Raw genomic sequence first — 13923 nt, forward strand, 5'->3', positions numbered from 1 at the left:
ATTAAGGAACCGAATCTAGTGTACCTTTCTGTGTACCCATAAAGCAAAGAAGTAGTAGAACGTCATTAGACACCAAAAGATGCTAAGTTATTGATTTTTATTTATGACAGGTAATAAAAAAGACGCCCTAGGACGTCTTTAATATGATAATTGGTGGAGCTGGCGGGAGTTGAACCCGCGTCCGAAAACCGTTCATCATTGGTACTACATGCTTAGTCGATCTTTAATTTCGCCACCCACCTGCGAACCGACACGCTAATGAATGACTAGCCTGAATTAAAATTCGCCGTTCATCTCTCAGGCGGGAGAATCCGGGCTAGCGCGTTTGGGTTTGATCCCTCGTTGATCCCCGTCTTACGTGCGGAAGCTAGGGCGAGAGAGCTCTTAGCAGGTTATTAAGCTGCTAGTGCGTAGTTTTCGTCGTTTGCGACTATTTTTTTGCGGTTTGTTAACGAGGCCTACCGCACCTCGGCATGCACCTCAGACTTCTGAATTCCCGTCGAATCCTAAATCAGCCCCAGGTAATATTCGCATAGTAACAGAAAAGCATTGGCTGTCCAGTACTATGCGTTTAAGTGGTCAAGATTAACGCAGCGCGCTCTTCATTACGCGTGCTTTTTCTCTTGCCCAGTCTTTTTCTTTTAGATCCGTACGTTTATCGTGCAGCTTTTTACCTTTTGCTACGCCAATTTTTAGTTTCACCCAAGAGCGAGACCAGTACAGTGAGAGGGCCGTTAATGTCATACCTTCACGGTTTACACGTCCGAATAGGTTATCCAGCTCACGACGACTCATTAGTAGTTTACGCACACGTGTAGGGTTCGCCACAACGTGTGTCGATGCCTGATTTAAAGGAGTGATTGTCATGCCACTCACAAAGGCTTCACCGTCACGCATAAATACGTAACTTTCAGAAATATTGGCTTTACCTTGGCGAAGGGCTTTCACTTCCCAACCTTGGAGCTCCAAGCCAGCTTCGATTTCATCATCGATGAAATACTCGTGGCGAGCTTTTTTATTCAGCGCGATAGTATTGCTACCCGCTTTTTGTTTCGTTTTTTTCTTTGCCATAATAGCGTCATTATACGGGTTGGATATCGGATAGGAAATCCTTTTATTTGCGCAATCGTGGAATAAAAGTAAAATTGGCGAGTAGCTTTAAATCTGTACATGTATCGATAGGAGTATGTATGAAGCAAGTCAGCCGTTCTGCGCTTGTGTCTTTTAGCGCCGAACAGATGTTCAATCTGGTTAATGATGTTGCTAAATACCCTGAATTTCTGCCTGGTTGCTCGGGCTCTAGAATCATTGAGTCTTCGGGGAATGGTATGGTGGCTTCTGTCGATGTGGCGAAGGCTGGAATCAGCAAAACGTTTACGACTTCAAATGAGTTGATCCCCGGTCAGGCAATTATGATGAACTTGGTGGATGGCCCGTTTAAGACGTTGCGTGGTGGTTGGATTTTTACCGCGCTAGATGAACAAGCTTGCAAGGTTGAACTAAAGCTTGAGTTTGAATTCTCAAGTAAAATGATTGAGATGGCCTTCGGTAAGATTTTTAACGAGCTTACTAGTAATATGGTAAATGCATTTACTAAACGCGCAAAACAGGTCTACGAGTGTTATGAGTATTGAGTCAGATATGATTCACGTTGAGGTTGTCTATGCTCTTCCTCATGAACAGCGTGTATTTAACTTAGTGGTAAATAATCACGCAACGGTAGAAGAGATCATTCGACAATCCGGTGTATTGGAGTTGTACCCTGAAATTGATTTGTCCAAGAACAAAGTGGGTGTGTTTAGTCGTAACGTGAAGTTAGATGCGACCGTTCGAGATCGAGATCGAATAGAGATTTATCGTCCGTTACTCGCCGATCCGAAAGAGATTCGCCGTAAACGGGCGGAGCAGGCTAAAGCCGAGGGGAGTGCAGACCCAGTCACCGGTGGCAAGCCTAGTTCTGTACGTAAAAATAAGCAGGATTAATATAAACCCAATAGCTCATGTGAGTTACTCAAAGTTTGACTAACGTGATTTCTATATAATAAAAAACCTCCCAAACGGGAGGTTTTTTTGCAAAAGTCAGTTTACTGAATTTGCTCGTAAAATGCGTCACTTTTTGGAAAGTCACCACTGATGTCTGCGAGTGTGCCTTGGTCATTAAAGTTTACAATCAGATCTTTCTGTACTGGTTCGCCATGGCCAGGAGTATGATGATAGATGTAATACCAAGTGTTTGGATAGCCGTTTTCAATAAGCATTGGCGACCCTAATACGAAGCGAACCTGTGCTTTAGTCATCCCAAACTTTAATTTATCAACCGCACTTTGTTCTACATAGTTGCCTTGGTTGATATCAATACGATAAACCAGTCTTTCCAATACCGAACATCCTGTCAGCAATGTCATTGCTAATGGTACGGCAACTAACCACTTCTTTAATTGCATAATAATTTCTTAGTAACCTTTAAAATACTGCGCTGATAATAAACAAGCTCGACGCAGATGTAAAAAGCTATGCGTCGTATGGTAGACAATCTGACAACGAATTTTGAGTTGAGTTGCATTTATTCACCGATATTAGGCGGTAAATGTCACCACATGACGTATTAGTTAGGTGACGAAGAGCAAATTTCAATCGGAAGTAGGGTGATGGACGCTTTCAGCGGTGAGCAAAGCCTAGTGACTCGTTAGTCGGTTTTGGCGAATTCGCGTAATGCATCACCTGAAAAACGATAATACTCTTTTTCATGAATTAGTGTTGCACCAATTGAGCGGTAAAACTGACCTGCGGTAGGGTTACTACTTTCAGCTGTCCAGTCCAACCTTTGGCATCCACACTTGATCGCCAAAGATGCCAGATACTTCATTAACTTGAGACCAACCCCTTTTCCTCGAACCTTCGAAGATACGAACAGATCTTTTAAGTACATCTGCCCTGAGAGTTTTGGGGCAGGGAACATGACGGTATAAGATGCAAAGCCTACGACGTCATCATTATCGTAAACCGCAATGATATTAACACCAGAATGTTCAGAGAAGACTTGGCTCTTTAGATAATGGACCAGATCGTGTTTTGATGAAGCTTTTTCTTTGAAGTAGTAATGTTCTAACTCAATAAAAATAGGGATGAGATCTAAGCAGTTGGTTTTGTGTATTGCTCTGATATCCATATCTCATCCCTTGTCGATTTATTAAGCGGCGATAAGCAGTTCTTTTGCGTTTGCCAACGTTGAGTCGGTTATTTGACTACCACCAAGTAAGCGAGCTAATTCTGCCACACGTTGTTGTTCATCTAATGCGTGCATTTGGGTTTCGGTTTGGCCTGCTTTGGTTTGCTTAGCAACAAACATTTGTTGATGGCCGCATCCGGCAACTTGAGGGAGGTGAGTGACACACAATACTTGAGTAGATTCGCCAAGCTTGCGTAGCATTTTGCCCACTACGGCAGCTGTTGGGCCACTAATACCTACGTCCACTTCATCGAAGATTAAACTTGGTGTATCTACTTTCTGAGCGGTGATCACTTGGATAGCTAGAGAGATACGTGATAGCTCACCGCCTGACGCAACTTTTGCTATAGGTTGCAATGGTTGTCCCGGGTTGGTCGATACTAAGAAGCACACGCTGTCCATGCCAAGCGGCGATGGGTGCGTGTTGTCATTGCTAACTTCGATACTGAATACTGCTTTCTCCATGCTCAATTCGTGCATGCTTTGTGTGATCAGTTTGTTCAGTTCTTTTGCGTAACGGCTGCGTGATTTGTGCAGTTTTTCTGCTTGTGTTAGAAAGCTTTGGTACTTGTGTTCTACTTCTTGAGCAAGTTCATCTAAACGTTCATCGGAGCAATCTAACGCTTCTACTTGGGCCAGAAGATCTTGATGATGCTGGTAGAGTTCTTCTGGCATTACGTGGTGTTTACGAGCTACAGACATCACTTTAGAAAAACGTTCTTCTACATAAGCCATACGAGCTGGATCAACATCGATGCCATCTAAGTAGCTGCGTAATTCATTCTTCGTTTCTTCAAGTTGAATCATCGCTTCTGACAGCATGTTAGGTAGCTCAGATAGCTTTTCATCTAATTCGGCTAATTGAATTAGGGAGTGATTGGCCGATTGCAAAATACCAAGCGCATTGACTTCTTCACCTTCGTAAATAAGTTCGATGGCTTGCTGACAGGTAGTGGCGAGTTCACCACTGTTGGATAGTCGTTTATGCTCTTGCTCGAGCTCTGCAAATTCTTCTTCACCTAGCGATAACTCATTCAGTTCTTTGATTTGGTATTCAAGCAACTGTTTTTGCGCCTGGTTTTGCTGGCTATTTTCTTTTAGCTGCTTGAGGTTATTATCCGCCTGACGCCAATGCTGGTAAGCACTTCGTGTGCTTTTTAGTAGGTTTAAATGCCCAGCATATTGGTCGAGCATGGCCATTTGGTGCTCACTTTTCATCAATTGATGATGAGCGTGCTGCCCATGGATATTGATAAGTAGCTGCCCTAGAGATTTGAGTTGTGATAGTGGAACAGGGCTGCCATTAATGAAGGCTCTTGAGCGGCCTTCTTTTGTGATAATACGACGCAAAATACACTCACTGCCATCTAGCAGATCGTTATCTTCTAACCAACGTGTTGCATGTAAGTTGTTGTCCAATAAAAAAGCGGCGCTAACTTCGGTTTTCTCTTCACCTTGTCGCACCATGCCGGCATCGGCTCGTCCGCCTAAGCAGAGCCCTAAAGCATCGATAGCAATGGATTTACCCGCGCCTGTTTCACCTGTAATGGTGGTCATGCCCTTAGAAAGCTCGAGTTGTAAAGACTTAACAATCGCAAAATTATTAACACTTAGATGAGCCAGCATTTTATTTACCTGTATAACTGAACAATACTGTATAAGGGAACAGTATATACTGTTTCTTTATACAGTAAAGTCAGGTAGGGAAAATTTTCTTTGTAGGCTGTTTTTTTGTGATGAAGTGGGAAAAATGAGCCGATGTGATTACAACGACTCATTAAAATTGAACAGGTTACGGACGAGTTGGGTTAATCGTTAGTGGTTCTAGTGTGACGACTGCATTCACACCTGCACCTGGGTGATCTACGTATGAAGTATCTTGCATTAGAGTGTAGTAAACGTCGACGAAGTCATCATCATTCGTGAGTACACCATCGGGGATAGTGTCGATGATCTTGTTCGTGATTTGCGGAATAATCGCGTAAGCCTGAACTTCTGGATCTGGAATCGCTTTCAATACTTCTTCGGCAACTTGAACAAGGAGTTTTGCCAATTGTTTATAGTCTGTGCCGTCATCTTGCTCCATGAGCACAATGTCTGCCGCACCCCAGCGGTAACGAGACCAGTGAATAATGATCTGATTTGGATAGTAATCTTGGTTATCGTAGTCTAAGTATGGAAGCTCCACCAAATCGAGAGTAGGTTCATCACGACTTGGATTGACGCCCGTTACGATAGCGTAGATTTCTGCCTTGCCAGAGATCCAAGGTTCTTTGTCATCGGCTAGACGGATCTTTTTCAACTGCGTGGTTTGAATTGGAGCCGCTTCGCCCACTGCGCTACTTGACAATAGCGGTGTATTTTGGCGTTGTTCATCAGCAATATATGGTTGAACTAAAGCTGGTTGACCGAGTTTTTTCATCTCAGCTTGCATAGCTTGCAAGCCTGCTTTTAGCTCTGCAGAGCTATTGTTATCAACGACAAGTACAGGTACCTCAGGGAGCTGGTAAACATCGAGTTGATGGATGTTGCCATAAACATCAAATGCTTCGATGTATTGCCAATTCTCATCATCACCACTTGGTTCAAATGCAAATAATGGCTCGACCTCGCCACTTTGCCATGCTGTTATCATGGCTTCATTTGCCAAGCGAACTTCTAACAACTGATCAGAGTATTCAGAAATACCTTTCCAGCTACGAATTTGAGTGTCAGCTTGTACAAGCTGGCGGCTGAACTCTGAGTTAGGGTTTTGCTTAACAAATGCTGATACAGACACGTTAGTCTGTTGCGGAGTAATATCTCTTCTCAGCATGGGTTCAATGGCAGCATAATTCTCACTCAATTGTTGAGCTAGGGCCCGTTTCGTCTTAGTGATATCTTCCGCTTTTGCATTGGACACACTGTTGACTTGCGTTTCCTCTGATTGGCAGCCAATAAGTGCTAATGTACTGAGAACAGACAGAATGATGGTTTTCTTCATAATATGTCCTTTATTGATTGTATGAAATAGAGTTAATACTCTATTCATGGTGAGAATATCACCGGACATAGATCATTGAATTTGCTTTTCTATCTTTTGTGTAAAGTTTGCCCACAGGATCAAAATTTATAAGCTTCTCTTTAATGATGACAAATATCGTGTCGCCTCACTACTTTGTGTCTATTTCTTGTCTAAGAAAGCCAAAAGCCAGTAGCAATTGAGCTGCTGGCTTTTTTATTGAAGTTATTACCCTGAGTAACAAGTGTTAGAACAATTTACTAGACCAGCCAAGCTTATTCCGTAAGACGTGATAGTAGCTGTAGTCTTTTGGATGGATGAGCTTTAGTACATTTGGACTTTGATAGATGTGAATTTCGTCGCCAGGGGTAACTGGAAGTGAGACTTGTCCATCACAGCTAACTTCTTGTGTTCCACGGTTTTCTGGTGATACCACCAATTTAATTCGACGTTTTCCATCAACCACCAAAGGTCGACTCGACAATGTATGCGGGAACATTGGCACGAGTGAAATGGCATTCAAGCTAGGAGAAAGAATTGGGCCGCCGCCAGAAAGTGAATATGCCGTCGAGCCAGTCGGAGTGGAGACAATCAAACCGTCGGCCCGTAAAGAGAAGGCGAAGCTTTCATCTATGTACACTTCAAATTCAATCATATGGGCAATTTGCCCTGGGTGAAGTACGGCTTCGTTTAGCGCAGCGTTATGACTCTTTATTTGTCCGTGGCGGTGTACTTCCGCCTCTAAAAGAAAACGCTCCTCTTCAATATACTCACCGTCGAGTACCGCTTGCAGAGACGCTTGGAAGTCGTCTGGGTTCAAGTCAGTTAAGAAGCCCAGATTTCCACGGTTCACGCCTATAACTGGTACATCAAATCGGGATAAAATTCTTGCTGCACCTAGCATGTTGCCATCGCCACCAACCACAATGGCTAGATCGGCATTTTTTCCTAGTTCAACTAAGCTAGCAAACTGACTCTGTGGGATATCATCCAGTATTGCGGCAAGGCGATCGTCAATGAATACTTTATAGCCCTCAGAGGTCAACCATTGGTACAACTCTTTATGAGTTTGAATTGCTTGTTGATCTCTTGGTTTTCCGATAATCGCGATCACGTTACATGGATTTTTCATAGCATTTCCGCATTAAAGAGGCTTGAATCAGGAATCTTCATCCCCATAATAATGGCAAGTCACCTAAATATGCGAATTTTTATGTGGTTAAAGCCCGCAAAAACGCGCATGGCTTTAAGGGCATTATGTTGAATTCTGGAGATATCATGAGCAACGAAGAAAACAAAGTTACAGAAGAAGAGCTTGATCAAATCATCGAAGAGGCTGAAAAAGTAGAAGCTGAAGCACAAGAAGTTGAAGCTGAGCTTGAAGAGCTTGGTGATGAGACAGACGCTAAGATTGCTCAACTAGAAGCGGCACTATTGTCTAGCGAGGCAAAAGTAAAAGAGCAACAAGATGCGGTGTTGCGTTCTAAAGCTGAAGTAGAAAACATGCGTCGTCGCACTGAGCAAGAGATCGATAAAGCACGTAAGTTTGCGTTGAACAAGTTTGCAGAAGAGCTGCTTCCTGTTATTGATAACCTAGAGCGTGCAATTCAAGCGGCAGATACAGAGAATGAAACTGTGAAGCCGTTCCTAGAAGGCGTTGAACTAACACATAAAACGTTTGTAGACGTTGTAGCGAAATTTGGCTTGAAAGCAATCAACCCTGAAGGTGAAGCATTCAATCCAGAGTTCCATCAAGCGATGTCGATTCAGGAGAGCCCTGATCATGAATCAAACACTGTTATGTTTGTTATGCAAAAAGGTTACGAACTAAACGGCCGTGTGATTCGTCCGGCAATGGTAATGGTTGCTAAGTAACTTTAACTACCTGTTTTTTAAATATAAAAGCGCCCATCATTTTTGATGGGCGCTTTTTTGTTTTAAACATAAATGACTGCATCGAACTTCGTTGTATATCGATAAATGAAAATTTGATCCCCTTCATATTTTTTCCTATTGGTTAATTATTTTCCTATAGGAGATTTTCTCTCATCTCGCTGCGTGTTTATTAACGGAAAGGGCTATAAGTGATTGTAATCATTCGTTGTGTGAATATTTGTTCTGCATAGGAATGTAAATATAGTCATTTTTTCTAAAACAATGTCGTTAACAAAAATGTAAATTATCACTTTATTTTGTAACTTCGGTGTGTATGATTTGCGACTAATGCTTTAAAAGTAAGCATATATAACTACAAAAATGTAAATAGTAAACACAACATATCGGAGATTTATAATGGATAAATCGCTTTCTAGTAAGATTTTTATAGGCTTGTTTGCCGGCCTTGTGCTGGGGACAGCAATTCAGTACTTATTTAGCGGTATTGCGATTTTTGATACATACCTACTTGGAGCAGCAGAAGGTGTTGGCGGCATGTTCGTCTCACTGATCAAATTGCTTGTTGTTCCTTTAGTTTACGTTTCAATCGTATGCGGCATTGTTGACTTGAAAGACATCAGTGCATTTGGTCGTCTTGGTGGAAAAACTTTTACCCTTTACATTCTTAACACCATAATTGCGATTACGGCGGCTTTGACTGTCGGCTTGATCTTCCAGCCAGGAGCGGGCGCTAATCTAGCAGGAACGGTATCTGAGGCTGTACAGCTGACAACGACAGAGACGCCGGACATTTTCTCTTTAGTTGTTAACATTGTTCCTAGCAATCCTGTACAAGCGTTTGCTAGCGGCGACATGCTGCAAATCATCTTTATGGCAATTTTGACGGGGCTTGCAATTCAAGCTTTGGATTCTCGTGGTGGCCCAGCTATTCGCACATTCAAAATGGCAAATGAAATCATGATGAAATTGGTTGGATTAGTGATGAGTCTTGCACCATATGGTGTGTTCGCACTAATGATTCAACTAGGTGCAACGCTAAACGCCAATACATTAATGTCCGTTGCCGGTTACGTGGCTTTGGTGGTTGCGATGTTGGTGTTCTGGATCTTCTTCTTCTACCCAATGGCAGTGAGTATTGCGACAGGAACTTCTCCAAAGACTTTCCTACGTGCAACTCGTGAGCAGATTCTTTTCTCTCTATCTACCGCGAGCTCAAACGCGACTATCCCGGTAACGATGCGCACACTGACAGAAAAGCTTCAGGTCTCTAAATCGGTTGCTGGCTTCGGTGTACCACTGGGCGCAACGATGAATATGTCTGGTGTGTCTATCTATATTGCTCTAGCAACGATGTTTGTTGCGAACGCTTTTGGCCAGCCAATTAACACCGCAGACATCTTCACACTTGGCTTAACTATTCTTCTGTTATCTATTGGTGCTGGCGGCGTTCCTGGGGGCGGCGTGGTAATGGTAGGCGTTTTGCTTCACCAACTAGGTTTACCACCTGAAGGTTTAGCAATCATTGCAGCGGTCGACCGTATAAATGATATGTTCTGTACATCATCTAACGTTGTCGGCGACACGGCAGTGAACACCATTGTTGCAAAAACAGAAGGTGAGATAGGTAAAGAAGAAGGTGTTGATGCTGAGCCTGCTCAAGCGAACGCCTAATACCTTGAATAATTTATTTTAACCCTAATATTGAAGCGAGCTCTTATGAGCTCGTTTTTTATTTAGGAAGAGTCGGACATAAATAAATTTATCTGGGAAATGACGTTTTGTTGCGCTACAGCAGTGTGACGAGTTCCCAACTAATCAGAAAGAAACACATAAATTTCGAAAAAAGACGCTTTTTTTTAATTCTGCCCTTGAAAAGCATTTTGCCGCCCTTATCTATGTGGCATAGAGAAGCAAACATTGATTATTTTTGTTTGTGAGCAAGGGTTGAAACCCGATTCTCCTCCCCCCACATTGGGGTTATAACCAAACGAAAATAGAATTTATTCGGAGATAGCCAGATGGGTAAAATCATTGGTATTGACTTAGGTACTACTAACTCATGTGTTGCTGTATTAGACGGCGACAAACCACGTGTAATTGAAAACGCAGAGGGCGAACGTACTACTGCATCGGTTATTGCTTACACTGACGGTGAGACGCTAGTAGGTCAACCAGCGAAACGTCAAGCAGTAACTAACCCAGAAAACACGCTATTTGCAATTAAGCGTCTAATCGGTCGTCGTTTTGAAGACGAAGAAGTTCAGCGTGACATCGAAATCATGCCTTACAAAATCGTTAAGGCTGACAACGGTGATGCTTGGGTAGAAGCGAAAGGCCAAAAAATGGCAGCTCCTCAGGTTTCTGCTGAAGTTCTTAAGAAAATGAAGAAAACTGCTGAAGACTTCCTTGGTGAGGAAGTAACTGGCGCAGTTATCACAGTACCTGCTTACTTTAACGATGCTCAGCGTCAAGCGACAAAAGATGCTGGCCGTATCGCAGGTCTAGAAGTTAAACGTATCATCAACGAACCAACGGCAGCTGCACTAGCTTACGGTCTAGATAAGAAAGGCGGCGATCGCACTATCGCGGTATACGACCTTGGTGGTGGTACATTCGATATTTCAATCATCGAAATTGATGAAGTTGAAGGCGAGAAAACATTCGAAGTTTTAGCAACTAACGGTGATACTCACCTAGGTGGTGAAGACTTTGATAACCGTCTAATCAACTACTTGGTTGATGAGTTCAACAAAGAGCAAGGCATCAACCTTAAGAACGACCCACTAGCAATGCAGCGTGTTAAAGAAGCAGCAGAGAAAGCGAAAATCGAGCTTTCTTCTACTTCTCAAACAGACGTAAACCTACCTTACGTTACTGCAGATGCAACTGGTCCTAAGCACATGAACATTAAAGTGACTCGTGCAAAACTAGAATCTCTAGTTGAAGACCTAGTACAACGCTCTCTTGAGCCATTAAAAGTAGCTTTAGCTGATGCTGACCTATCAGTAAACGACATCACTGACGTAATCCTAGTTGGTGGTCAGACTCGTATGCCAATGGTTCAAGCGAAAGTTGCTGAGTTCTTTGGTAAAGAAGCGCGCCGTGACGTAAACCCTGACGAAGCAGTAGCAATGGGTGCTGCAGTTCAAGGTGGTGTACTTGCTGGTGACGTTAAAGACGTACTACTACTAGACGTAACTCCACTGTCTCTAGGTATCGAGACAATGGGTGGCGTGATGACTAAGTTAGTTGAGAAGAACACAACTATCCCAACTAAAGCGAACCAAGTTTTCTCTACAGCGGAAGACAACCAGAGCGCGGTAACTATCCACGTTCTACAAGGTGAGCGTAAGCAAGCGATGTACAACAAGTCTCTAGGCCAATTTAACCTAGAAGGCATCCAGCCTGCACCACGTGGTATGCCACAAATCGAGGTTACGTTTGACCTTGATGCGGATGGTATCCTACACGTGTCTGCGAAAGACAAGCAGACTGGTAAAGAGCAGAAGATCACTATCCAAGCTTCTGGCGGTCTAAGCGATGAAGACATCGAGAAAATGGTTCAAGAAGCAGAAGCTAACAAAGAAGCGGACAAGAAGTTCGAAGAGCTAGCGACTGCACGTAACCAAGCTGACCAAATGATTCACGGTACTCGTAAGCAAGTAGAAGAAGCTGGTGAAGCGCTACCTGCAGAAGAGAAAGAGAAGATTGAAGCAGCAATTTCTGAGCTAGAAACAGCACGTAAAGGCGAAGACAAAGAAGCTATCGATGCTAAAGTTCAAGCACTAATGACCGCTTCTCAAAAGCTGATGGAAATCGCTCAACAACAAGCTCAAGCGCAGCAAGCACAAGGTGCTGACGCAGGTGCACAGTCTAAAGAAGACGACGTTGTAGATGCTGAGTTCGAAGAAGTTAAAGACGACAAGAAATAATATTTCTTAACCAGATGGCTGCATAGCCATCTGGGGTCGATAAGACTTCGTGTGCGGGCGTTTGGGGCAACTCTTACGCCCGTCTGTTTGTAAACGCTGTCTTTCTAGTTAAGTATGTTGCAGACAAGTGCACTTACCTAGAACGATACAAACACCAAGCGGTGAATCGATGCCGTTTGTAGTAATTAACTGGTGACGAAGAACATGTCAAAACGTGATTTTTACGAAGTATTAGGCGTAAGCCGTGATGCCTCAGAGCGCGATATCAAAAAGGCGTATAAGCGTCTAGCGATGAAATTCCACCCAGACCGAAACCAGGGTGATGATTCTGCGGCGGACAAGTTTAAAGAAGTAAAAGAAGCGTACGAAGTTCTGACCGACCCTCAAAAGAAAGCGGCGTACGACCAATACGGTCATGCAGCTTTTGAACAAGGCGGCGGTGGTTTCGGTGGCGGCGGCTTTGGCGGCGGCGGTGCTGATTTCGGCGACATCTTTGGCGATGTATTCGGTGACATCTTTGGTGGTGGTCGTCGTGGCGGTGGTGGCCACCGTGCCCAGCGAGGTGCTGACCTACGTTACAACATGGAATTGACGCTAGAAGAAGCGGTTCGTGGTGTAACGAAAGAGATCGAAGTACCGACACTAGTACACTGTGATACCTGTGATGGTAGTGGCGCGAAGAAAGGTTCATCTGCTGAAACATGTGGTACCTGTCATGGTCATGGTCAAGTACAGATGCGCCAGGGCTTCTTCGCAGTGCAACAAACCTGTCCTACCTGTCACGGCAAAGGTAAAATCATTAAAGACCCTTGTAATGAGTGTCATGGTCAAGGTCGTAAGCAGAAAACAAAAACACTTAACGTTAAGATCCCGGCAGGTGTTGATACTGGCGATCGTATTCGCCTATCTGGCGAAGGTGAAGCGGGAGAAATGGGGGCGCCTGCTGGCGACTTGTATGTACAAGTGCACGTGAAAGAGCACCATATCTTCGAGCGTGATGGCAACAACCTATACTGTGAAGTGCCAGTAAGCTTTGCGATGGCAGCTCTAGGTGGTGAAGTTGAAGTACCAACTCTAGATGGTCGCGTAAGCCTAAAAGTACCTTCAGAAACGCAAACAGGTCGTATGTTCCGCATGCGTGGTAAAGGTGTGAAAGGCGTTCGCGGTGGCGGTATCGGTGACTTGATTGTTAAGTTGGTTGTCGAAACACCAGTAAATCTAAGCTCACGCCAAAAAGAACTGCTCAAAGAGTTTGAAGAATCTTGTGGTGGTGAAGCGGCGACAAAGCACAAGCCTAAATCAGAAGGCTTTTTCAACGGTGTGAAAAAGTTCTTTGATGATTTAACCAGCTAAGACTTTAGTGAAAAGCACAAATACAAAGGCCTGCTAAAATGCAGGCCTTTTTGCATCTCGGTGTTCTTCTAATTCCAGCAATCACTTGGTTCTTCGACATTTGTTGACGTTAAAGTAATCGTTTTAGCGCCAGTCAAACACTCGTCGTCGTCTTGTCCCAGAGCCGATTTTGCTGTTGCTGTAATGGTATAGGCCGTACTTGCAGAGCTCGCAATATTGAAAGAAAATCTATTTTTGTCTGAGTCACATAGAGTGCATGTGCCTCCAGAGATAATATGACTCCAGTCGTACCCACCATCATAAGATGTCTCTAGCTCTAGCTGAATTCGACTAAGATCGCTCAAGGCAACCGTCCTATGAGACTTGAGCACATGATTGGTGTAAGAAGGGTAGGCGACAGCCGCAATGATCCCGACAATCACTACAGCTACCAGTAATTCGATCAATGTCATCCCTCTCAATCCTTTTTTGTAGCCGTTACAACGAGAAATTCGAATCATCACGAGTAGTTT

13 protein-coding genes and 1 other RNA gene are annotated in these 13923 nt (G+C 43.7%); 6 read left to right on the forward strand and 8 right to left on the reverse strand.

The features are described 5' to 3' along the window. Nucleotides 1–151: 151 nt before the first annotated feature. Both ssrA and smpB read right to left on the reverse strand, forming a co-directional pair. Nucleotides 152–519, reverse strand: a transfer-messenger RNA (tmRNA) gene (gene ssrA, locus IQP38_RS08285). Nucleotides 520–585: 66 nt separating this feature from the next. After that, entirely contained in the window at nucleotides 586–1071 is a 486-nt protein-coding gene (smpB, locus tag IQP38_RS08290; RefSeq protein ID WP_005381642.1) for an SsrA-binding protein SmpB, read from the reverse strand. Between the two features lie 119 nt (nucleotides 1072–1190). Between smpB and IQP38_RS08295 the strand changes: the two genes are divergently transcribed. Both IQP38_RS08295 and IQP38_RS08300 read left to right on the forward strand, forming a co-directional pair. After that, nucleotides 1191–1634, forward strand: coding sequence for an SRPBCC family protein (locus tag IQP38_RS08295; protein WP_005381641.1), 444 nt, complete (start codon nucleotides 1191–1193; stop codon nucleotides 1632–1634). Further along, the gene (locus IQP38_RS08300) at nucleotides 1624–1983 is read left to right on the forward strand and encodes an RnfH family protein (RefSeq protein WP_005381640.1); all 360 of its coding nucleotides are present in this window, start codon (nucleotides 1624–1626) and stop codon (nucleotides 1981–1983) included. Before IQP38_RS08295 ends, IQP38_RS08300 begins: the two co-directional genes overlap by 11 nt. 101 nt (nucleotides 1984–2084) lie before the next feature. Here IQP38_RS08300 and bamE read toward each other — a convergent pair whose 3' ends face one another. The 5 genes from bamE to nadK form a co-directional block, all read right to left on the reverse strand. Next, nucleotides 2085–2444, reverse strand: coding sequence for an outer membrane protein assembly factor BamE (bamE, locus tag IQP38_RS08305; protein ID WP_017820585.1), 360 nt, complete (start codon nucleotides 2442–2444; stop codon nucleotides 2085–2087). 242 nt (nucleotides 2445–2686) lie between these two features. Further along, complete coding sequence (locus IQP38_RS08310; protein ID WP_005381636.1) at nucleotides 2687–3169, reverse strand: GNAT family N-acetyltransferase; 483 nt, start codon at nucleotides 3167–3169, stop codon at nucleotides 2687–2689. 21 nt (nucleotides 3170–3190) lie between these two features. Continuing rightward, nucleotides 3191–4855, reverse strand: coding sequence for a DNA repair protein RecN (recN, locus tag IQP38_RS08315; protein ID WP_005383750.1), 1665 nt, complete (start codon nucleotides 4853–4855; stop codon nucleotides 3191–3193). 166 nt (nucleotides 4856–5021) lie between these two features. After that, nucleotides 5022–6212, reverse strand: a complete 1191-nt coding sequence (locus IQP38_RS08320) for a DUF3103 domain-containing protein (RefSeq protein WP_005383752.1) — start codon at nucleotides 6210–6212, stop codon at nucleotides 5022–5024. Between the two features lie 265 nt (nucleotides 6213–6477). Then, a complete protein-coding gene (gene nadK / locus IQP38_RS08325; RefSeq protein ID WP_005381631.1) occupies nucleotides 6478–7362 on the reverse strand; it encodes an NAD(+) kinase in 885 nt (294 codons plus the stop codon). 146 nt (nucleotides 7363–7508) lie between these two features. Between nadK and grpE the strand changes: the two genes are divergently transcribed. The 4 genes from grpE to dnaJ all read left to right on the forward strand — a co-directional run bounded on the left by grpE (nucleotide 7509) and on the right by dnaJ (nucleotide 13411). Further along, nucleotides 7509–8105: a nucleotide exchange factor GrpE gene (grpE, locus tag IQP38_RS08330; RefSeq protein WP_021034134.1), complete on the forward strand. Its 597-nt coding sequence runs from the start codon at nucleotides 7509–7511 to the stop codon at nucleotides 8103–8105. 417 nt (nucleotides 8106–8522) lie between these two features. After that, nucleotides 8523–9797, forward strand: coding sequence for a dicarboxylate/amino acid:cation symporter (locus IQP38_RS08335; protein ID WP_005381625.1), 1275 nt, complete (start codon nucleotides 8523–8525; stop codon nucleotides 9795–9797). Between the two features lie 347 nt (nucleotides 9798–10144). Continuing rightward, nucleotides 10145–12058 carry a molecular chaperone DnaK gene (gene dnaK, locus IQP38_RS08340; protein WP_005381623.1) on the forward strand — a complete coding sequence of 638 codons (1914 nt, stop codon included), beginning with the start codon at nucleotides 10145–10147 and terminating at the stop codon, nucleotides 12056–12058. 204 nt (nucleotides 12059–12262) lie between these two features. Then, nucleotides 12263–13411: a molecular chaperone DnaJ gene (gene dnaJ, locus IQP38_RS08345; RefSeq protein ID WP_017635700.1), complete on the forward strand. Its 1149-nt coding sequence runs from the start codon at nucleotides 12263–12265 to the stop codon at nucleotides 13409–13411. A 68-nt stretch (nucleotides 13412–13479) separates the two neighbouring features. Here the strand turns inward: dnaJ and IQP38_RS08350 are convergent, their stop codons facing one another. Then, a complete protein-coding gene (locus IQP38_RS08350; protein WP_017635699.1) occupies nucleotides 13480–13911 on the reverse strand; it encodes a type IV pilin protein in 432 nt (143 codons plus the stop codon). Between the last annotated feature and the right edge of the window lie 12 nt (nucleotides 13912–13923).

Origin of the sequence: Vibrio sp. OPT41 (assembly GCF_015163595.1) — a bacterium.
In the GTDB taxonomy this organism is placed as follows: domain Bacteria; phylum Pseudomonadota; class Gammaproteobacteria; order Enterobacterales; family Vibrionaceae; genus Vibrio; species Vibrio alginolyticus.